Genomic DNA, 19,374 nt, shown 5'->3' with positions numbered 1-19,374 from the left:
GCCCGAAATGCGCTATTCTCGGCGGCGCGCCATAACCTTGTGAGGTGTGGCGTAGAGCCATCAGGTGATGTCGGATTGCGACATTGCCGGTCGTCAATACATCTTCAACGCGGGGAAACATGCAGACACTTAAGGTCGATCTAGGCGAGCGCAGCTACCCGATCCACATTGGCGAAGGTCTGTTGGACCAGCCCGAACTGCTCGCGCCGCATATTGCCGGTCGGCAGGTGGCGATCATCTCCAACGAAACGGTTGCGCCCCTGTATCTTGAGCGTTTGAGCCGCAGCCTTGCGGCGTATTCGGTGATTTCCGTGGTGTTGCCCGACGGCGAAGCCCACAAGAACTGGGAAACCCTGCAACTGATCTTTGATGGCCTGCTGACTGCGCGCCATGACCGTCGAACCACCGTGGTTGCCCTGGGCGGCGGTGTGATCGGCGACATGGCCGGTTTTGCTGCAGCCTGCTACCAGCGTGGCGTGGACTTTATCCAGGTGCCGACCACCCTGTTGTCCCAGGTCGATTCTTCGGTGGGCGGCAAAACGGGTATCAATCACCCGCTGGGCAAGAACATGGTCGGTGCGTTCTACCAGCCACAGGCCGTGCTGATCGACACCGCTACCCTCAACACACTGCCACCGCGTGAGTTGTCGGCGGGCCTGGCGGAAGTCATCAAGTACGGGCTGATCTGTGACGAGCCCTTCCTGAGCTGGCTTGAAGAACATGTAGATGCCTTGCGCGCACTCGACCAGGTGGCCTTGACCGAAGCGATTTCCCGCTCCTGCGCCGCCAAGGCGCTGGTGGTCAATGCCGACGAACGGGAGTCCGGCGTGCGCGCTACCCTGAACCTGGGCCACACCTTCGGCCATGCGATCGAAACGCACATGGGCTATGGTGTGTGGCTGCATGGGGAAGCCGTAGCGGCTGGCACGGTGATGGCGTTGGAGATGTCGCAACGCCTGGGCTGGATCACCGCCCAGGAGCGTGATCGCGGTATCCGCCTGTTCCAGCGCGCCGGCTTACCGGTCATCCCTCCCACAGAGATGACCGAGGCAGATTTTCTCGAACATATGGCAATAGACAAGAAAGTGATCGACGGTCGACTGCGACTGGTACTGCTGCGCCACATGGGCGAGGCGGTGGTGACCGACGATTATCCGAAAGAGATTTTACAGGCCACGCTGGGAGCGGATTACCGCGCCCTGGCCCAGCTTAAAGGTTAATAAGATCCCGATGACTAGTTTGCATGCCGACGAGGCGTTCCTCGGCCATTATCACTTGAGCCATGACCCTTTTGCTCCACGGGTACCTGGTTTCAAATTCTTCCCTGCGCAGCGCAAGCCGGTATTGGGGCAACTGCATCATCTGGCGCGCTACAGCCAGTTGCTGCTGGTGGTCACGGGACCGTTGGGCAGTGGCAAGACCTTGCTGCGCCAGGCGCTGGTCGCCAGCACCAACAAGCAATCGGTGCAGAGCGTGGTGGTATCGGCCCGTGGCGCCGGTGACGCAGCGGGTGTACTGCGCCAGGTTGCGCAGGCCCTGGACGTATCCAACGCCGAGCCGAACGCGATTCTCAAACAGGTGGTGCAACTGGGCCTGACCGGCCAGGAAGTCTACCTGCTGGTCGACGACGCCGAGCAGCTTGACGAATCCGCGCTGGAAGCGCTGTTGGCGCTGGCCGCGGGCACGCCGGAAGGCCGCCCGCATGTGTTCCTGTTTGGCGAGTCGTCGTTGATCGCCGATCTGGAGCAGATCAGCGGTGAGCAAGAGCTGTTCCACGTCATCGAATTGCAGCCGTACGAAGAGGAAGAAACCCGCGAATACCTGGCTCAGCGCCTCGAGGGTGCAGGGGCCGGTATCGAACTTTTCTCCGCTGCGCAGATCTCTGATATTCACGAAAGCTCCGATGGCTGGCCTGGAAACATCAACCAGGTTGCCCGCGATGCAATGATCGAAGCCATGATTGCCAGCCGCTCTGCGGTCAAGCGTCCAAAGATGGGGTTCACTATGCCTAAGAAGCACGTATTGGCTATTTCCGCCGTTGTCGTGGTCGCTGTAGCCGCCGCCTGGTTGATCCCGGGTCGCAACAAGGCACCGACAACAACCGGCGCGCCAACTGAGCAGGCGCAGTTGCCACTGGGCAAGCCCACGCCAAATGTCGAATTCGCCAACTCCGGCCAACCAACCAATCTGCCTATGGTCGGCCAGCCTGTAATGCGCGGCCCGCTGGCTGAAGAAGCCGGTGGCATCTCCGAAGGCGACGACGGCGTGCCGGTGGAAGGCTCCAGCGCCACGCCGCCGACCGTGACCACCACCGCGCCACCAGCGGGCGTACCGGCCGGCACGCCGGCAACCCCAGTAGCGCCTGCCGCACCGGTTGCGCCAGTTGCCAAGCCGACCCCGGCGCCGACAGTAGCGACAGCCAAGCCCGCAGCACCAGTTGCCAAGCCGGCACCGGCACCCGCGGCCAAGCCTGCTGAAAAACCTGCCGCTACCGTGGCCAAGACCGGCGCCGCTGGCAGCAGCTGGTACAGCAGCCAGCCTACCGGCAATTTCGTGGTGCAGATCCTCGGCACCAGCTCTGAGGCCAACGCCCAGGCGTTCGTCAAGGAGCAGGGCGGCCAGTACCGTTATTTCAAGAAAGTGCTCAACGGCAAGCCTCTCTACGTGATCACCTACGGCAGCTTCCCAAGCCGCGCCGCAGCCGATTCTGCCATCAAGGCCTTGCCAGCGAAGGTTCAGGCTGGTAAACCTTGGCCTCGCACTGTTGCCAGCGTTCAACAAGAACTGGCAGCAACTCGCTGAAGATCCGGCGGCCTTACCCAGGCCGCCCTCCCGGCACCTCAAAAAACAATCGCAAGGCGTGCAGTCCCCCGCAAGGACCGCGCGCTTTGTGGTGTCTGCGCCACAGTAGCTTTTGAGTCGTAGCGGTCAGAATTAAAAAAGTTTTGACTAGCACAGCATATCGCTTTAAACCTTTCATAAATGCGACATAGATTTGCGACATTTCGTCGCTAAATTTGTGAGCGTCTGTGTCGGTGTGTACAATGACCTCCCTTTTGCCCCCGCTAAGCCGGCGTACGTTCGGCGTGGAAGGTAACCGGTTGAATTGAAAAGAAATTTGCCTCGATATAAGAGGCAGCCTGGTGAGAAAGTGTCTATGAAAGCAGGTCTGTACCAACCCGATGAATTCAAGGATAACTGCGGTTTCGGCCTGATAGCCCACATGCAGGGCGAGCCCAGTCATACCCTTTTGCAAACGGCCATCGAGGCCCTGACCTGCATGACCCACCGCGGTGGGATCAACGCCGACGGCAAGACCGGTGACGGTTGCGGCTTGCTGATTCAAAAGCCCGACCAGTTCCTGCGCGCTGTCGCCAAAGAGCATTTTGCGGCCGACCTGCCCAAGCAGTACGCCGTGGGCATGGTGTTTTTCAACCAGGACCCGGTAAAAGCCGAAGCCGCTCGCGAGAACATGAACCGCGAGATCGTTGCTGCCGGCCTGCAACTGGTCGGCTGGCGCAAAGTGCCAATCGACACCAGCGTACTCGGCCGCCTGGCCCTGGAGCGCCTACCGCAGATCGAACAAGTGTTCATCGCGGGTGACGGCCTGAGCGACCAGGACATGGCGATCAAGCTGTTCACGTCCCGTCGTCGTTCGTCGGTGCTCAACGCCGCCGACACTGACCATTACATCTGCAGCTTTTCCCACAAGACCATCATTTATAAAGGCCTGATGATGCCGGCGGATCTCACCGCCTTTTATCCAGACCTGAGCGACGAGCGCCTGCAAACCGCGATCTGCGTGTTCCACCAGCGCTTCTCCACCAACACCCTGCCGAAATGGCCGCTGGCCCAGCCATTCCGCTTCCTCGCCCACAACGGCGAGATCAATACCATCACCGGCAACCGCAACTGGGCCGTGGCCCGTCGCACCAAGTTCGCCAACGATTTGATGGACCTCGAAGAGCTCGGCCCGCTGGTCAACCGCGTGGGTTCCGACTCCTCCAGCATGGACAACATGCTTGAGCTGATGGTCACCGGTGGCATCGACCTGTTCCGTGGCGTGCGCATGATCATTCCGCCTGCGTGGCAGAACGTCGAGACCATGGACCCGGACCTGCGGGCGTTCTACGAATACAACTCGATGCACATGGAACCGTGGGACGGCCCGGCCGGCGTGGTCATGACCGACGGCCGCTACGCGGTGTGCCTGCTCGACCGTAACGGCTTGCGCCCGGCGCGCTGGGTCACCACCACCAACGGCTTTATCACCCTGGCGTCGGAAATCGGCGTGTGGGACTACAAGCCTGAAGACGTGATCGCCAAAGGCCGTGTCGGTCCTGGCCAGATCCTGGCCGTGGACACCGAAACCGGGCAGATCCTCGACACCGACGCCATCGACAACCGTCTGAAGTCGCGTCACCCGTACAAGCAATGGCTGCGCAAAAACGCCCTGCGCATCCAGGCGACCATGGAAGACAATGACCACGGTTCGGCTTTCTACGACATCGACCAGCTCAAGCAATACATGAAGATGTATCAGGTCACGTTCGAAGAACGTGATCAGGTGCTGCGCCCGCTCGGCGAGCAAGGCTACGAAGCCGTAGGCTCCATGGGCGACGATACGCCGATGGCTGTGCTGTCCCAGCGTGTGCGCACGCCGTACGACTACTTCCGCCAGCAGTTCGCCCAGGTGACCAACCCACCGATCGACCCGCTGCGCGAAGCCATCGTGATGTCCCTGGAAGTGTGCCTCGGTGCCGAGCGCAATATCTTCCAGGAATCGCCTGAGCACGCCTCCCGTGTGATCCTCAGCTCGCCGGTCGTTTCCCCGGCCAAGTGGCGCTCGCTGATGACCCTGGAGCGTCCAGGCTTCGACCGCCAGATCATCGACCTGAACTACGACGAGAGCCTCGGCCTTGAAGCCGCTGTGCGCAACGTCGCCGACCAGGCTGAAGAAGCTGTGCGCGCCGGCCGCACTCAGATCGTACTGACCGACCGCCATATCGCGCCGGGCAAGTTGCCGATCCACGCGTCCCTGGCGACCGGCGCGGTGCACCACCGCCTGACCGAAAAAGGCCTGCGCTGCGATTCCAACATTCTGGTGGAAACCGCCACTGCCCGTGACCCGCACCACTTCGCGGTGCTGATCGGCTTCGGCGCCTCGGCGGTGTACCCGTTCCTGGCGTATGAAGTACTCGGCGACCTGATCCGTACCGGTGAAGTGTTGGGCGACCTCTACGAGGTGTTCAAGAACTACCGCAAGGGCATCACCAAGGGCCTGCTGAAGATCCTGTCGAAGATGGGCATCTCCACCGTCACCTCCTACCGCGGTGCGCAATTGTTCGAAGCCATCGGCCTGTCCGAAGAAGTCTGCGAGCTGAGTTTCCGTGGCGTGCCGAGCCGTATCAAGGGCGCACGTTTCGTCGATATCGAAGCCGAGCAGAAAGCCCTGGCAGCCGAAGCCTGGAGCGCGCGCAAGCCGATCCAGCAAGGCGGCCTGCTCAAGTTCGTGCACGGTGGCGAATACCACGCCTACAACCCGGACGTGGTCAGTACCCTGCAAGCCGCCGTGCAGCAGGGCGACTACGCCAAGTTCAAGGAATACACGAGCCTGGTGGATAACCGCCCGGTGTCGATGATCCGCGATCTGTTCAAGGTGAAGACCCTGGACACGCCGATGGATATCGCCGAAGTCGAGCCACTGGAATCGATCCTCAAGCGCTTCGACTCCGCCGGTATTTCCCTGGGCGCCTTGTCGCCTGAGGCTCACGAAGCCCTGGCCGAAGCCATGAACCGCCTGGGTGCGCGTTCCAACTCCGGCGAAGGCGGCGAAGACCCGGCGCGTTATGGCACGCTCAAAAGCTCGAAAATCAAGCAGGTGGCAACCGGCCGTTTCGGTGTGACCCCGGAGTACCTGGTCAACGCCGAAGTGCTGCAGATCAAGGTTGCCCAAGGCGCCAAACCGGGTGAGGGCGGGCAATTGCCAGGCGGCAAGGTCAACGGCCTGATCGCCAAGCTGCGTTATGCAGTGCCGGGCGTGACCCTGATCTCGCCGCCGCCGCACCACGACATCTACTCGATTGAAGATTTGTCGCAGCTGATTTTCGACCTCAAACAAGTCAACCCGCAGGCCCTGGTCTCGGTAAAACTGGTCGCAGAAGCGGGCGTCGGCACCATCGCCGCTGGCGTCGCCAAGGCCTATGCCGACCTGATCACCATCTCCGGCTACGACGGCGGCACCGGCGCTTCGCCGCTGACCTCGATCAAGTACGCAGGTGCGCCGTGGGAGCTCGGCCTGGCCGAAACCCACCAGACCCTGCGCGGCAACGACCTGCGCGGCAAGGTGCGGGTACAGACCGACGGTGGCCTGAAAACCGGCCTCGACGTGATCAAGGCCGCGATCCTCGGCGCCGAGAGTTTCGGCTTCGGCACTGCGCCCATGATCGCGCTGGGCTGCAAATACCTGCGTATCTGCCACCTGAACAACTGCGCTACTGGCGTGGCGACTCAGAACGAAAAACTGCGCAAGGACCACTACATCGGCACCGTCGACATGGTGGTGAATTTCTTCACCTACGTCGCCGAAGAAACCCGTGAGTGGCTGGCCAAGCTGGGCGTGCGTTCGCTGGAAGAGCTGATCGGTCGCACCGACCTGTTGGACATCCTCGAAGGCCAGACCGCCAAGCAACAGCATTTGGACCTGACACCGCTGTTGGGCAGCGATCACATCCCCGCAGACAAGCCACAATTCTGCCAAGTGGACCGCAACCCGCCGTTCGACAAAGGCCTGCTGGCCGAGAAAATGGTCGAAATGGCCGGCTCCTCGATCAGCGATGCCAGCGGTGGCGAATTCGCCCTGGATATCTGCAACTGCGACCGTTCCATCGGTGCTCGCATCTCCGGTGAAATCGCGCGCAAGCACGGCAACCAGGGCATGGCGAAAGCGCCGATCACCTTCCGCTTCAAGGGCACTGCGGGCCAGAGTTTCGGTGTGTGGAACGCCGGTGGCCTGCACATGTATCTGGAAGGCGATGCCAACGACTACGTGGGCAAAGGCATGACCGGCGGCAAGCTGGTTATCGTCCCGCCAGCCGGTAGCGTGTACAAGACCCAGGACAGTGCCATCATCGGCAACACCTGCTTGTACGGCGCCACGGGTGGCAAGCTGTTTGCCGCGGGTACTGCCGGTGAGCGCTTCGCCGTGCGTAACTCCGGTGCCCACACCGTGGTGGAAGGCACTGGCGATCACTGCTGCGAGTACATGACCGGGGGCTTTGTCGCGGTACTGGGCAAGACCGGTTACAACTTCGGTTCGGGCATGACCGGCGGTTTCGCCTACGTGCTCGACCAGGACAACACCTTCGTCGACAAGGTCAACCACGAGTTGGTCGAGATCCAGCGGATCAGCGGTGAAGCCATGGAATCCTACCGGAACCACTTGCAGCACGTGCTGGACGAGTATGTCGAGGAGACCGGCAGTGAATGGGGTCGCAACCTCGCCGAAAACCTCGATGATTACCTGCGTCGTTTCTGGCTGGTCAAGCCCAAGGCTGCCAACCTGAAATCGTTGCTTTCCAGCATCCGTGCCAACCCGCAGTGATATGCGCCTGAACAGTTTGATGAGGTTTTAACATGGCTGAACGTCTGAATAACGACTTCCAGTTCATCGATGTCGGGCGCAAAGATCCGAAGAAGAAACTGTTGCGTCAACGCAAGAAAGAGTTCGTGGAAATCTACGAACCCTTCAAGCCCCAGCACTCGGCCGATCAGGCCCACCGCTGCCTGGGGTGCGGTAACCCGTATTGCGAATGGAAGTGCCCGGTGCACAACTTCATTCCCAACTGGCTCAAACTGGTGGCCGAGGGCAACATTCTCGCCGCCGCCGAGCTGTCGCACCAGACCAACACCCTGCCGGAAGTCTGCGGCCGGGTGTGCCCGCAAGACCGTCTATGTGAAGGTGCCTGCACCCTCAACGACGGCTTCGGCGCAGTGACCATCGGTTCGGTGGAGAAGTACATCACCGACACCGCGTTCGCCATGGGCTGGCGCCCGGATATGTCCAAGGTCAAACCGACCGGCAAGCGCGTCGCGATCATCGGTGCGGGCCCGGCGGGCCTGGGGTGTGCCGACGTGTTGGTGCGTGGTGGCGTGACCCCGGTGGTGTTCGACAAGAACCCGGAGATCGGTGGCCTGCTGACCTTCGGTATTCCCGAGTTCAAGCTGGAAAAAACCGTACTGAGTCACCGTCGTGAAGTGTTCACCGGCATGGGTATCGAGTTCCGCCTCAATACCGAGATCGGCAAAGACATCACCATGGAGCAACTGCTCGCCGAATACGATGCGGTGTTCATGGGCATGGGCACCTACACCTATATGAAGGGCGGCTTTGCCGGTGAGGACTTGCCGGGCGTGTATGACGCACTCGACTTCCTGATTGCCAACGTCAACCGCAACCTGGGCTTTGAAAAGTCGCCGGAAGATTTCGTCGACATGAAAGGCAAGAAGGTCGTGGTACTGGGCGGTGGCGACACCGCCATGGACTGCAACCGCACCTCGATCCGCCAGGGCGCCAAGTCGGTCACCTGTGCGTATCGTCGCGACGAAGCCAACATGCCCGGCTCGCGCAAAGAGGTGAAGAACGCCAAGGAAGAAGGCGTGAAATTCCTCTACAACCGCCAGCCGATTGCGATCGTCGGTGAAGACCGCGTCGAAGGCGTGAAGGTGGTCGAGACCCGTCTCGGCGAACCGGATGCCCGAGGCCGTCGCAGCCCCGAGCCGATCCCGGGTTCCGAAGAAATCATCCCGGCTGACGCCGTGGTCATCGCTTTCGGTTTCCGTCCAAGCCCGGCGCCCTGGTTCGAGCAGTTCGAAATCCAGACCGACAGCCAGGGCCGCGTGGTAGCCCCGGAGCAAGGCCAGTACAAGCACCAGACCAGCAACCCGAAAATCTTCGCCGGTGGCGATATGGTGCGCGGCTCTGACCTGGTAGTGACGGCGATCTTCGAAGGCCGCAATGCCGCCGAAGGGATCCTGGACTACCTGCAGGTCTGATCAAATTTCAGTCTGAAATGCGATCAAATGTGGGAGCTGGCTTGCCTGCGATGCAGGCAACTCGGTCTGTCAGCCAGCCCCAGTTGATGCTATCGCAGGCAAGCCAGCTCCCACACAAACCTCATTTCACATTGAGGTTTGTGTTGCCAGTCATTGCGACAAATTGACCCGATAGACAAAAGGCTCCGCTCTTGCCGTGCCTTTTGCGTCGCGCTCTGAGAAAATGCCCGCACTTTTTTTGCGGATGCCGACATGACTGCCCTCAAGAACGACCGTTTCCTTCGTGCCCTGCTCAAGCAACCTGTAGACGTCACCCCCGTGTGGATGATGCGTCAAGCCGGTCGCTACCTGCCGGAATACCGCGCCAGTCGCGCCCACGCCGGCGACTTCATGAGCCTGTGCATGAATCCTGCGTTCGCCTGCGAAGTCACGATGCAGCCGCTGGACCGCTACCCACAACTGGATGCGGCCATTCTCTTCTCCGATATCCTTACCATCCCCGACGCCATGGGCCAGGGCCTGTACTTCGAGACCGGCGAAGGCCCGCGTTTCAGGAAGGTCGTCAGCACCCTGGCCGATATCGAAGCCTTGCCGATCCCTGATCCGCACAAAGACCTCGGCTATGTGATGGACGCGGTCAGCACCATCCGCCGCGAGCTCAACGGTCGCGTGCCGCTGATTGGCTTCTCCGGCAGCCCGTGGACGCTGGCCACCTATATGGTCGAAGGCGGTTCGTCGAAAGACTTCCGCAAGACCAAGGCCATGCTCTACGACAACCCGCAAGCCATGCACCTGTTGCTGGACAAGCTGGCACAGTCGGTGACCTCCTACCTCAACGGCCAGATCATGGCCGGTGCGCAAGCGGTGCAGATCTTCGATACCTGGGGCGGCAACCTGTCGGCGGCGGCGTACCAGGAATTCTCCCTGGCCTACATGCGCAAGATCGTCAGCGGGCTGATCCGCGAACACGAAGGTCGCAAGGTTCCGGTCATCCTGTTCACCAAAGGCGGCGGCCTGTGGCTGGAAAGTATCGCCGATGCTGGCGCCGATGCATTGGGCCTGGACTGGACCTGCGATATCGGCGAAGCCCGCCGTCGCGTTGGCAACCAGGTTGCGCTGCAAGGCAACATGGACCCCACTGTGCTGTACGCCAAGCCGGAAGCGATCCGCACGGAAGTCGGGCGCATCCTCGCTAGCTACGGCAAAGGCAGTGGCCACGTGTTCAACCTCGGCCACGGCATCACCCCGGAAGTGAACCCGGAGCATGCCGGCGCGTTCCTGCGTGCAGTGCACGAACTGTCGGCGCAATACCACGAGTAAAACGCAGAACAAAATGTGGGAGCTGGCTTGCCTGCGATGGCGGTGTTGAATTCACCGCCGCCATCGCAGGCAAGCCAGCTCCCACATAAAGCAAGTAGCCTCAGGTTTCCACATGCCCCAACGGCGGCAACTTCGCCAGCTTCAACGCCACCAGCAACGCGCCGATCAGTAGCGCGATAATGAATCCGCCAATCCCGTTCCACCCGGCAAAATGCCAGAAGAACCCGCCTGCCGTCCCGGCAATACTCGATCCCACGTAATAGCAGAACAGGTAAAGCGACGACGCCTGCCCCTTGGCTTTCACCGCACGGCGGCCGATCCAGCTGCTGGCCACCGAGTGGGCGCCGAAGAAGCCGAAAGTGAAGATCAACATGCCCGGCACCACCAGCCACAGCGGGGTGAACAGCGTCAGGGCCATGCCGGCGAGCATCAGCACGATGGTGGCCCACAGCACCCGACGGCGGCCAAGGCGGTCGGCCAGGGAGCCGATCTTGGCCGAGCTGTAGATGCCCGAGAGGTACACCAGCGACAGCAGGCCGACCACGGCCTGGCTCAGCTCATAGGGTGAGGCCAGCAGGCGATAACCGATGTAGTTGAACATCGTTACGAACGCGCCCATCAGCAGGAAGGCTTCCAGGAACAGCCACGGCAAGCCCGCATCCTTGAAATGCATGACGAAGCCATCCACCAGGCTGCGCGGCTTGAGGCTGCTGGCGCGGAAGTTGCGCGATGGTGGGAGGATCTTCCAGAACACAGTGGCCGCGATCAGGGCCAGGGCGCCGATGATCAACATTGCGGTGTGCCAGCTGACGAAGTCGATCAATACGCCGATGATCAGGCGCCCGCTCATGCCGCCAATCGCATTGCCGCCGATGTACAGGCCCATGGCCAGGCCTATGTGCTGGGGATGAATCTCTTCGCTGAGGTAGGTCATCGCCACGGCAGCCAGGCCGCTCAGGGACAGGCCCACCAGCGCCCGCATCAGCAGAATCCCCTCCCAGGTCGGCATCAGACCGCTGGCGATGGTGGCCAGCGCCGCACAGAACAACGCGGCGACCATCACCGGCTTGCGCCCCAGCCGGTCGGAAATCGGCCCGGTGATTAGCAGGCCGCAGGCAAGCATCGCGGTCGCGACCGAAAGAATCAGGCTGCTTTGCGCCGCATTGATGGAAAATTCATGGGACAGCGCCGGCATCATCGGCTGTACGCAATACAACAGGGCAAAGGTGGCAAACCCGCCGGAAAATAGCGCCAACACCGTGCGCATGAACATCGGCGTGCCTTTTTCGATGTACTCGTCATTGAGCTGCGCCACCACGTCATCAAGGGCTGAGGGCGGGGTGTGTTGGGCAAGTGGAGCAACAGCAGGATTCACGGGGGACCTCGGGGAGGAAAGTCTGCCAGGACTGACAATACGAAAAAGAATATAGCTGGCTAATGATTCTTTCCAATATATTGTTCGACCTGTTTGATAGGTTCTACGACCTAATGAGGTGTGCATGGAATTACGTCACCTGCGGTACTTCATCGCCGTCGCTGAAGAACTGCACTTTGGCCGCGCCGCGCAGGTGCTGGGCATATCGCAACCGCCCTTGAGCCAGCAGATCCAGGCACTGGAGCAAGAGGTGGGGGCGCGGTTATTTGAGCGTACCAATCGTCGGGTCGAGCTGAGCGAGGCCGGGCGCCTGTTCCTGCAAGAGGCGCGGCTGGTGCTGGCCCAGGTCGACAAGGCGGCAGACGTGGCGCGCAGAGCGCAATTAGGAGAGCTCGGGGAGTTGAAGATCGGCTTCACATCTTCCGCGCCGTTCAATTCCAGTATTCCCCAGGCGATCTTTGCGTTTCGCCAGGCTTTCCCGGCAGTGCACCTCAATCTGCAGGAGATGAGCAGCACGGAGGTGGCCGAGTCATTGGTGGATGAGTCGATCCAGGTCGGGCTGATGCGGCCTTTGCCGTTGCCTGATTCGCTGAGCGTGGTCGAGTTGATGCGCGAGCCGCTGGTTGCCGTATTGAGCGCCGGCCATCCGTTGGTGGAAGGCAGCGAGCGCGGCCTGCACCTGGCGCAGTTGGCGCAGGAACCCTTTGTATTTTTCCCACGCACCTACGGCAGCGGCCTGTATGCCCAACTGCTCAACCTGGCCCGCGACGCCGGGTTCAGCCCGCATTTTGCCCAGGAAGCGGGGGAGGCGATGACCATCATCGGCCTGGTGGCGGCGGGGTTGGGCGTGTCGGTGTTGCCGGCGTCTTACCAGCGTATCCGCATTGATGGGGTGGTCTATCGCACCTTGCTGGACCCGGAGGCGATGACAGCGGTGTGGCTGGTGCAGCGCAAGGGCGTGCAAACGCCGATGGCTAAGGGGTTTGTGGAGTTGTTGACGCACAGGGCATCTGAATAACGCCCTTGAGAACATGGCATATCTCATGTGGGAGGGGGCTTGCTCCCGATAGCGGTGGTTCAGTTAGAGAGACTGAGACTGACACACTGCTATCGGGAGCAAGCCCCCTCCCACATTTGGCCTTACTGCATCCCGGCCGAGCGTATCCCCGCCAGAATATCCCGGTCCAGCATGCTCACCCAACGGTTGTAATTGCGATGGATCTTGCCGTCCTTGTAGCCCAGGTCGCGGCTGTCGCGGTAGGTGATGGCGTAGCTGTTGCGGGTGTAGCGGATATCGATTGCTGCATAGAACTGGCCGCGCACGGTGATCTCGGCCTGCACCAGTTGCGGGCTCAGGCGTTGTACTGTCCACTCACGTTTTTGCAGGGCAGCGACGATCACCTGTTTCATTTTTTCTTCGCTGACCTGGGTCGTGGCCGGCAGTTCGTGCTGGGTGTTGAGCACTGGTTTGCTGGTGCAGCCGGCAGTGGTCAACAGGGCCAGGGTGATCAGGGTAGCGCGTAGCAGGGAAGACATTCCGTTTTCTCCAATCGATTAAAAAGTCAGGCCCAGCGGCGGAAGATCAGCGAGGTGTTGACGCCGCCGAAGGCAAAATTGTTGTTCATCACGTAGTCGTTGTGCATCTGGCGAAAGCCCCCTTGCAGGTAATCGAGCTCGCCGCATTGCGGGTCGACCGAATCCAGGTTGAAGGTGTGCACGTAGTGGTCGCGGTTCATCATCTCGATGCTGAACCACGACTCCAGCGCGCCGCAGGCACCCAGGGTGTGGCCGAGGAAACTCTTCTGCGAGCTGATCGGCATACGGCTGCCGAACAGGCTGCTGGTGGCCAGGGTTTCGGCGATGTCACCTTGGTCGGTGGCGGTGCCGTGGCCGTTCACATAGCCGATGGCAGAAGGTGCAAGCCCAGCGTCTTCCAGTGCCAGTTCCATGGCACGGCGCATGGTTTTCTGTTCCGGGCGGGTGGTGTGCTGGCCGTCGGCATTGCTGCCAAAGCCAACCAGCTCAGCGTGAATATGCGCGCCCCGCGCCAACGCGTGTTCCAACTCTTCCAGTACCAGGATGCCGGCGCCTTCCCCAATCACCAGGCCATCACGGCCGCTGTCGTAGGGGCGCGGACTGGTTTGCGGCGCATCGTTTTTCAGGCTGGTGGCGTAGAGTGCATCGAACACCATGGCTTCGGTGGGACACAGTTCTTCGGCGCCACCGGCGAGCATCAAGGGCAGGCGCCCGAACTTGATCGCTTCATAGGCATAGCCGATGCCCTGGCTACCGCTGGTGCAGGCGCTGGACGTGGGGATCAAGCGCCCGGTGAGGCCAAAGAAAATGCTGATATTCGCCGCGGTGGTGTGCGGCATCATCCGCACATAGGAGTTGGCGTTTAGCCCCTCGGCCACGGAATTGAGCAGCATATTGCCGAACGCCTTGATCTCATCGGTGCTGCCGGTGGACGAGCCACAGGCCACGCCCATGCGCCCGTCCTTGATCGACGGGTCACCGAGCAAGCCGGCATCCTGCAGTGCCTGCTCCGCTGCCCACACCGCCAGGCGCGAGACACGGCCCATGCTGCGCAATTGCTTGCGGGTCCAGTGCGCAGGCACCACAAATTCATCAATCGGCCCGGCCAGGCGCGTGTTCAATTCGGTAAAGCGGTCCCATTCATCCATGCGCCGGATACCGCTGCGGTTGGCGCGAAAGTTGGCGGCGATGGTGTCCCAATCGCTGCCCAGGGACGTCACGCCGGCCATGCCGGTGACAACGACGCGCTTCATCAGCACAAGCCTCCGTTCACGGCCAGCACCTGGCGTGTGATATAGCCCGCTTCGGCCGACATCAGGAAATTTACCGCGCCAGCCACTTCTTCCGGCGTGCCCATGCGCTGTGCCGGGATCATTTTCATCAGTTCTTCGACGGGGACGTTTTCATCCAGCATCGCCGTGTCGATCAACCCCGGCGCCACGCAGTTGACGGTGATCTTGCGTTTGCCCAGTTCGATCGCCAGCGCCTTGGCTGCGCCGATCAGGCCGGCTTTTGAAGCACTGTAGTTGACCTGGCCGCGGTTGCCGATCAACCCGGACACCGAGGTGATGCACACGATACGCCCAGCGGCGCGACGTCGAATCATCGGCATCATCACTGGGTGCAGCACGTTGTAGAAACCATCGAGATTGGTGCGCATCACCACGTCCCAGTCGTCTTCCGACAGGGCAGGGAAGGCGCCGTCGCGGGTCAGGCCGGCATTGAGCACCACGCCGTAGTAGGCGCCATGTTGCTCCACGTCGGCTTCAAGGGTGGCCTTGCAACTGGCGCGGTCGGACACGTCGAATTGCAGCACCCGCGCCTTGCGACCCAGGGCCTCGATCTCGACCTGCACGGTGTCGGCTTCGGCGCGGCCACTGCGGCAATGCAGCACGATGTCATGGCCGGCCTGGGCCAGGCGCAGGGCAATGGCGCGGCCGATGCCACGGCTGGAGCCGGTGACCAGTACGGATTCAGTCATGACGTTGGGTCCTTCGATTCATCTAAATAGTTGGCCGCCTGGGGCGGTCGAAATACGTTCAGGCGCGCACTGGCCTGGATACCCTTACCGGTGAGGTGGCATTCGAACACACCCATGCCGTTGTCGTCTTCCAGGGAGCGCAGGCCGTGGATATTCAGCTCGGCGCCTGCCGGGAAGTACTCGACATTGCACTCGAACTTGCGTGTACCCAACAGGAAGCCCAGTTCCACCGCGCGGCCGTGCTGGCGTGCATGGCAGCCGGCATAAGCGGCGACGCTTTGCGCCATCAATTCCAGGCCGACCCAGGCCGGCAGGCTACCGTCAGGGCGGTTGAACAGGCCGTCGGGCTTGACGGTGACGCGGGTGCGGACTTGCTCATCATCGAACGACAGCACCTGGTCGATCAGGATCATGTCGCCCGCGTGGGGTAGCAGCTCGGCAAGTGGCCAATCGTTCATGGGGCCTCTGCGATTATCAGGCTGACGTTATTACCGCCGAAGGCAAACGAGTTGCTCATCAGGCAGGTTTTTTTCAAGGTGTCGCCGCTGTGCGTCCATTGCAAGGGCGGCAGCGCCGGGTCGGCGTGGCCATCCCACACGTGAGGCGGCAGCTGGGCGTGAGCCAGGCTCAGCCAGCAGAACGCCGCTTCCAGCGCTCCGGCGGCGCCAAGGGTGTGGCCGGTCATGGGCTTGGTCGACGAACAGGCCACACCGCCGGGGAACAGGCTGGCGACCGCCAGGCTTTCCATGGCGTCGTTGTGTTGAGTGGCGGTGCCGTGCAGGTTCAGGTAGCCGATCTGCTCGGGAGCCAGCTTTGCGTTGGCCAGGGCCTTGCGCATCGCTTGCAACGCGCCCTTGCCGCTGGGCTCGGGCGCGGAGATATGGTGAGCGTCGCAACTGGCACCGCTGCCCAGCAAGGCGATCGGTGCCGGCTCGCGGCTCATCAGGAACAGTACCGCCGCCTCACCGATATTGATGCCGTTGCGGTTCACCGAGAACGGGTTACAGCGCTCGCTGGATACCGCCTCCAGCGAGGTAAATCCGTTCAGGGTCAGCTTGCACAGGCTGTCCACGCCGCCACAGATCACCGCATCGCATACCCCCAGGTTCAGCAGGCGCTGGGCGCTCATCAAGGCACGGGCGCTTGAGGTGCAGGCGGTGGAAATCACATAGGCCGGGCCGCTCAATTGCAGCCAGTCGGCGAGGAAGTTTGCCGGGGCGCTGAGTTCCTGTTGCTGGTAGTCGTAGTCGGCAGGGAACTGCTTGTCGCGCAGGTAATGAGCAATGCCACGGCTGGCTTCGTCGATGCCCGAGGTGCTGGTGCCAAGCACCACGCCGACTCGCCCTGGGCCATAGGTTTGAATGGCCTGACGGATCTCATCTTCAATCTGCAACGCCGCTTCCAGCAACAACTGGTTATTGCGGCTGCTTTGTTGAGCCAGTTCCACCGGCAGAGGCACCAGTTCGCCCTGGACGGCAGCCACCGGCACCACGCGCTCCGGCACCCAGCCGCTTTCGGCGCGCATCCCTGAGCAGTCACCGGCAAACAGGTTGCGGCTGACTTCGGCCTGGCCGCGGCCAAGGGCGCAGATCACACCGAGGGCATTGAGGTAAGCGGTCATCGGCTGATACCCAGCGGGGTGATGCGATAACTCAACGGCTGGCCGGCCATGTTCACGCTGAACACCTCGGAAGACTGATAGATGATTTGCCAATGGCCCGGCAGCGTGCGCGTCAGGTCCATGGCCTGGGCGTGCGGATACAGCGCCGGCACATCACCGGCCGGGGTCAGGGCAAACAGCAGCGCGGCAAACAGCTCCCGCGCCTGGGGATTGGGTGGCAGCAAGCCGTCGGCTTGCCACTGCCCATCGAGCAGTTTTTGCCGGGCCAGGGGAATGCCCAAGGGGTCCATCATCGACCAGCGAATCGCGTGGCCTTCGCGCTGGATCACCAGCAGCCAGTCCTGGCGCTGCCCGTCCGCCAGGCGCTGCACATGCAGTTGCATCGGTAAGGCCATGGCCGGGATTTTTTCCGGCAGCGGTGCCTGGCTGGCGCAGGCACTGAGCAGCAACAGGCAACCCATTAACAGCAGGCGCATCATGAGGCGGCGTTCTCCAAAGGTTTGCGCGCTACGCAGTTGACCAGGGTTTCCTCGCGCTGGCCCACCGGCGGCGCCTTGCGCAGGCCCCAGCGCTCCAGCAGGCCGAAGTCGCTGGAGCGGCTCCACCACAGGTAGGGGTACGAGACATTCTGCGAGTCGAATTCAAAGCCTTGCTCGCGCAGCATCTCCAAGTACTCTTCGGCGCTTTTTTGCACATGCATCGGGTGGCGGAACAACCAGCGAATCACCCAGGTGTCGATATAGGCTTCGGTGGATTCGGCAAACAGCAGATAGCCGCCCGGTTTGAGTACCCGATAGAACTCCTTGAGTGCGCGATGTTGCTCGACCAAGTGGTGAAAAGTCTGGTGGCAAAACACGATATCGACGCTGGCGTCCGGTACATCGAGGGTGGCGCAGTCACTGCCGATCAGCTCGACAGCCAGGCCCTGGCGCGCAGCCTCTTCACGGCTCAGCTCCAGACTGTGGGGGTCGGCATCCAGGCCGATCAGGCGTGAAGGCGCAAACACCTGCTGCAGCAACCGGAAGGACTTACCCTGGCCACAACCGGCGTCCAGCAACACCGGGGCCACCGGCAGCGGTTCGCTGAACAGGCTGCGCAGGTCGTTGATCGCCACGCGCAATACGTGATGCTGCCAGGTGTGGCTGCGCAGGAACCAGAAGCCGAACCTGGTTTCCTCGACATAATTTTTGCTCAGGTAGTTTTTTTCAACGGCAGGACTGCTCATACCGCTTCACTCGCACAAATATCCGACAACATCCGCAATCGCCGTTTCGGCTCGCTGACAAACGGGTTGCGCTCATCCCAGGGGTAACCGGCCAGGATCGAACTGATCATGCGGCGAATCTCCGGTGAGCTGCCTGGATGGAAAATCACATCCTGGAACGTACCGGCATACCAGCCTTCGACGTAGCAGCGGAAGGTATCGACACCGCGCTTCAAGGGTTCGGCGAATTCGCTTTGCCAGTCCACGGTCTCGCCGTTGAGCTGACGGTGCAGCACAGCGGCGGCCATGCTGGCCGACCGCATGGCGATGGTCACGCCGGACGAGAACACCGGGTCGAGAAATTCCGCCGCATTGCCCAGCAGCGCAAAGCCTGGGCCGTGCAGGCTTTTGACGTTGGCCGAATAGCCGCCGATGCTGCGTGCCGGGGTGTCCCAGACGGCGTTTTGCAGCACGGCGGCCAGGCTTGGCGTTTCATCGACAAAGCTGCGCAGGCAGGCATCAAGGTCGCTGTCGCGGCCATCGAAATGCTCTTTGGCCGCGACCACGCCCACCGAGCAACGGCCGTTGCTGAACGGGATGGTCCAGAACCAGATGTCGCGCTGGGTCGGGTGGGTGGTGACCAGAATTTTGCTGCGATCAAAGCCTGGGTGTTCGATGCGGTCTTCGATGTGAGTGAACACGGCCTGGCGCAGCGGGAAGTTCGAGGGCGCCTCAAGGTCCAGCAGGCGCGGCAGCACGCGGCCATAGCCGCTGGCGTCGAGCACGAACTTGGCTTTGATGTGGTACTCGCTGCCGTTCTGTCGGCGCACATGCAGGTAGCGGCACTCGCCGGAGAAATCCACACCGACAATGCTTTGGCCATAGCGGATTTCCACACCTTGCAGCGCCGCCTGATCGGCCAGCAACTTGTCGAACTCGCCGCGCTGCACCTGGAAGGTGGTGGGCTTGCCGTTGCTGAAGGTGTCGCCAAAGTCAAACGCACTGTAGCGCTCGCCCCAGGCGAACGCGGCGCCGGTTTTTACCTGGAAGCCCGCCGCTTGCACAGCGTCGAGCATCCCGGCTTCTTCGATGAAGTCGATGCAGTGCGACAGCAGGCTTTCGCCAATCGAAAAACGCGGGAAATGCTCGCGTTCGATGATCAATACATCATGCCCTTTGCACTTTAGCAGCGCGGCCGCAATGGCACCGGATGGCCCGGCACCGATCACCACCACCTGGCGACGTTCCATTTCAACTGTGGGCACGAGGGCTCCTTGCCGCAT

The 19,374-nt window shown here is 61.6% G+C and carries 15 protein-coding genes; 6 read left to right on the top strand and 9 right to left on the bottom strand.

The genetic code is table 11. The annotated features are described in order from the left end of the window. Positions 1 to 119 precede the first annotated feature (119 nt). From aroB to hemE, 5 genes are all read left to right on the top strand, one after another. Complete coding sequence (gene aroB / locus J1G33_RS09280; RefSeq protein WP_032878306.1) at positions 120 to 1,220, top strand: 3-dehydroquinate synthase; 1,101 nt, start codon at positions 120 to 122, stop codon at positions 1,218 to 1,220. 10 nt (positions 1,221 to 1,230) lie between these two features. After that, positions 1,231 to 2,802, top strand: a complete 1,572-nt coding sequence (locus J1G33_RS09275) for an AAA family ATPase (protein ID WP_223017972.1) — start codon at positions 1,231 to 1,233, stop codon at positions 2,800 to 2,802. A gap of 355 nt (positions 2,803 to 3,157) precedes the next feature. After that, a complete protein-coding gene (gene gltB, locus J1G33_RS09270; RefSeq protein ID WP_032878304.1) occupies positions 3,158 to 7,603 on the top strand; it encodes a glutamate synthase large subunit in 4,446 nt (1,481 codons plus the stop codon). 32 nt (positions 7,604 to 7,635) lie between these two features. Then, positions 7,636 to 9,054, top strand: coding sequence for an FAD-dependent oxidoreductase (locus tag J1G33_RS09265; protein ID WP_003187920.1), 1,419 nt, complete (start codon positions 7,636 to 7,638; stop codon positions 9,052 to 9,054). A gap of 252 nt (positions 9,055 to 9,306) precedes the next feature. Next, positions 9,307 to 10,374: a uroporphyrinogen decarboxylase gene (gene hemE, locus J1G33_RS09260; protein ID WP_032878303.1), complete on the top strand. Its 1,068-nt coding sequence runs from the start codon at positions 9,307 to 9,309 to the stop codon at positions 10,372 to 10,374. A 100-nt stretch (positions 10,375 to 10,474) separates the two neighbouring features. Here the strand turns inward: hemE and J1G33_RS09255 are convergent, their stop codons facing one another. Continuing rightward, entirely contained in the window at positions 10,475 to 11,749 is a 1,275-nt protein-coding gene (locus J1G33_RS09255) for an MFS transporter (RefSeq protein WP_223017971.1), read from the bottom strand. 124 nt (positions 11,750 to 11,873) lie between these two features. Here J1G33_RS09255 and J1G33_RS09250 point away from each other — a divergent pair, with 124 nt between their 5' ends. After that, positions 11,874 to 12,767 carry a LysR family transcriptional regulator gene (locus J1G33_RS09250; RefSeq protein WP_216090630.1) on the top strand — a complete coding sequence of 298 codons (894 nt, stop codon included), beginning with the start codon at positions 11,874 to 11,876 and terminating at the stop codon, positions 12,765 to 12,767. 122 nt (positions 12,768 to 12,889) lie between these two features. Here the strand turns inward: J1G33_RS09250 and J1G33_RS09245 are convergent, their stop codons facing one another. Genes J1G33_RS09245 through J1G33_RS09210 form a run of 8 tightly spaced genes read right to left on the bottom strand, consistent with a single transcriptional unit; the run spans position 12,890 to position 19,356 of the window. Beyond that, on the bottom strand, positions 12,890 to 13,285 hold the full coding sequence (locus tag J1G33_RS09245; RefSeq protein ID WP_078820097.1) for a hypothetical protein: 396 nt from the start codon (positions 13,283 to 13,285) through the stop codon (positions 12,890 to 12,892). A 26-nt stretch (positions 13,286 to 13,311) separates the two neighbouring features. Next, a complete protein-coding gene (locus J1G33_RS09240; RefSeq protein WP_223017970.1) occupies positions 13,312 to 14,538 on the bottom strand; it encodes a beta-ketoacyl-ACP synthase in 1,227 nt (408 codons plus the stop codon). Beyond that, the gene (gene fabG, locus J1G33_RS09235) at positions 14,538 to 15,266 is read right to left on the bottom strand and encodes a 3-oxoacyl-ACP reductase FabG (protein ID WP_223017969.1); all 729 of its coding nucleotides are present in this window, start codon (positions 15,264 to 15,266) and stop codon (positions 14,538 to 14,540) included. Before fabG ends, J1G33_RS09240 begins: the two co-directional genes overlap by 1 nt. Further along, positions 15,263 to 15,724 (bottom strand): hotdog family protein, encoded by a 462-nt coding sequence (locus J1G33_RS09230; RefSeq protein WP_148852987.1) that lies wholly within the window; start codon positions 15,722 to 15,724, stop codon positions 15,263 to 15,265. The genes fabG and J1G33_RS09230 overlap by 4 nt, the downstream gene beginning before the upstream one ends. Then, positions 15,721 to 16,887, bottom strand: a complete 1,167-nt coding sequence (locus tag J1G33_RS09225) for a beta-ketoacyl-[acyl-carrier-protein] synthase family protein (protein ID WP_223017968.1) — start codon at positions 16,885 to 16,887, stop codon at positions 15,721 to 15,723. The genes J1G33_RS09230 and J1G33_RS09225 overlap by 4 nt, the downstream gene beginning before the upstream one ends. Then, the gene (locus J1G33_RS09220) at positions 16,884 to 17,366 is read right to left on the bottom strand and encodes a DUF3261 domain-containing protein (RefSeq protein WP_223017967.1); all 483 of its coding nucleotides are present in this window, start codon (positions 17,364 to 17,366) and stop codon (positions 16,884 to 16,886) included. Before J1G33_RS09220 ends, J1G33_RS09225 begins: the two co-directional genes overlap by 4 nt. Further along, a complete protein-coding gene (locus J1G33_RS09215) occupies positions 17,363 to 18,112 on the bottom strand; it encodes a class I SAM-dependent methyltransferase (protein WP_078820101.1) in 750 nt (249 codons plus the stop codon). The genes J1G33_RS09220 and J1G33_RS09215 overlap by 4 nt, the downstream gene beginning before the upstream one ends. Further along, on the bottom strand, positions 18,109 to 19,356 hold the full coding sequence (locus J1G33_RS09210) for an NAD(P)/FAD-dependent oxidoreductase (RefSeq protein WP_223017966.1): 1,248 nt from the start codon (positions 19,354 to 19,356) through the stop codon (positions 18,109 to 18,111). The genes J1G33_RS09215 and J1G33_RS09210 overlap by 4 nt, the downstream gene beginning before the upstream one ends. Positions 19,357 to 19,374 lie beyond the last annotated feature (18 nt).

Source organism: Pseudomonas sp. P867, from assembly GCF_019891455.1.
Lineage (GTDB): Bacteria > Pseudomonadota > Gammaproteobacteria > Pseudomonadales > Pseudomonadaceae > Aquipseudomonas > Aquipseudomonas synxantha_A.
This window is presented reverse-complemented; position numbering and strand designations above follow the sequence as displayed.

What these genes read in the sequence shown, in the direction of transcription:
- J1G33_RS09225 (WP_223017968.1), bottom strand. Translation starts at nt 16,887, where the DNA reads ATGACCGCTTACCTCAATGCCCTCGGTGTGATCTGCGCCCTTGGCCGC.
- aroB (WP_032878306.1), top strand. Translation starts at nt 120, where the DNA reads ATGCAGACACTTAAGGTCGATCTAGGCGAGCGCAGCTACCCGATCCAC.
- J1G33_RS09240 (WP_223017970.1), bottom strand. Translation starts at nt 14,538, where the DNA reads ATGAAGCGCGTCGTTGTCACCGGCATGGCCGGCGTGACGTCCCTGGGC.
- J1G33_RS09275 (WP_223017972.1), top strand. Translation starts at nt 1,231, where the DNA reads ATGACTAGTTTGCATGCCGACGAGGCGTTCCTCGGCCATTATCACTTG.
- gltB (WP_032878304.1), top strand. Translation starts at nt 3,158, where the DNA reads ATGAAAGCAGGTCTGTACCAACCCGATGAATTCAAGGATAACTGCGGT.
- J1G33_RS09265 (WP_003187920.1), top strand. Translation starts at nt 7,636, where the DNA reads ATGGCTGAACGTCTGAATAACGACTTCCAGTTCATCGATGTCGGGCGC.
- J1G33_RS09250 (WP_216090630.1), top strand. Translation starts at nt 11,874, where the DNA reads ATGGAATTACGTCACCTGCGGTACTTCATCGCCGTCGCTGAAGAACTG.
- J1G33_RS09220 (WP_223017967.1), bottom strand. Translation starts at nt 17,366, where the DNA reads ATGATGCGCCTGCTGTTAATGGGTTGCCTGTTGCTGCTCAGTGCCTGC.
- J1G33_RS09215 (WP_078820101.1), bottom strand. Translation starts at nt 18,112, where the DNA reads ATGAGCAGTCCTGCCGTTGAAAAAAACTACCTGAGCAAAAATTATGTC.
- fabG (WP_223017969.1), bottom strand. Translation starts at nt 15,266, where the DNA reads ATGACTGAATCCGTACTGGTCACCGGCTCCAGCCGTGGCATCGGCCGC.
- J1G33_RS09245 (WP_078820097.1), bottom strand. Translation starts at nt 13,285, where the DNA reads ATGTCTTCCCTGCTACGCGCTACCCTGATCACCCTGGCCCTGTTGACC.
- J1G33_RS09230 (WP_148852987.1), bottom strand. Translation starts at nt 15,724, where the DNA reads ATGAACGATTGGCCACTTGCCGAGCTGCTACCCCACGCGGGCGACATG.
- hemE (WP_032878303.1), top strand. Translation starts at nt 9,307, where the DNA reads ATGACTGCCCTCAAGAACGACCGTTTCCTTCGTGCCCTGCTCAAGCAA.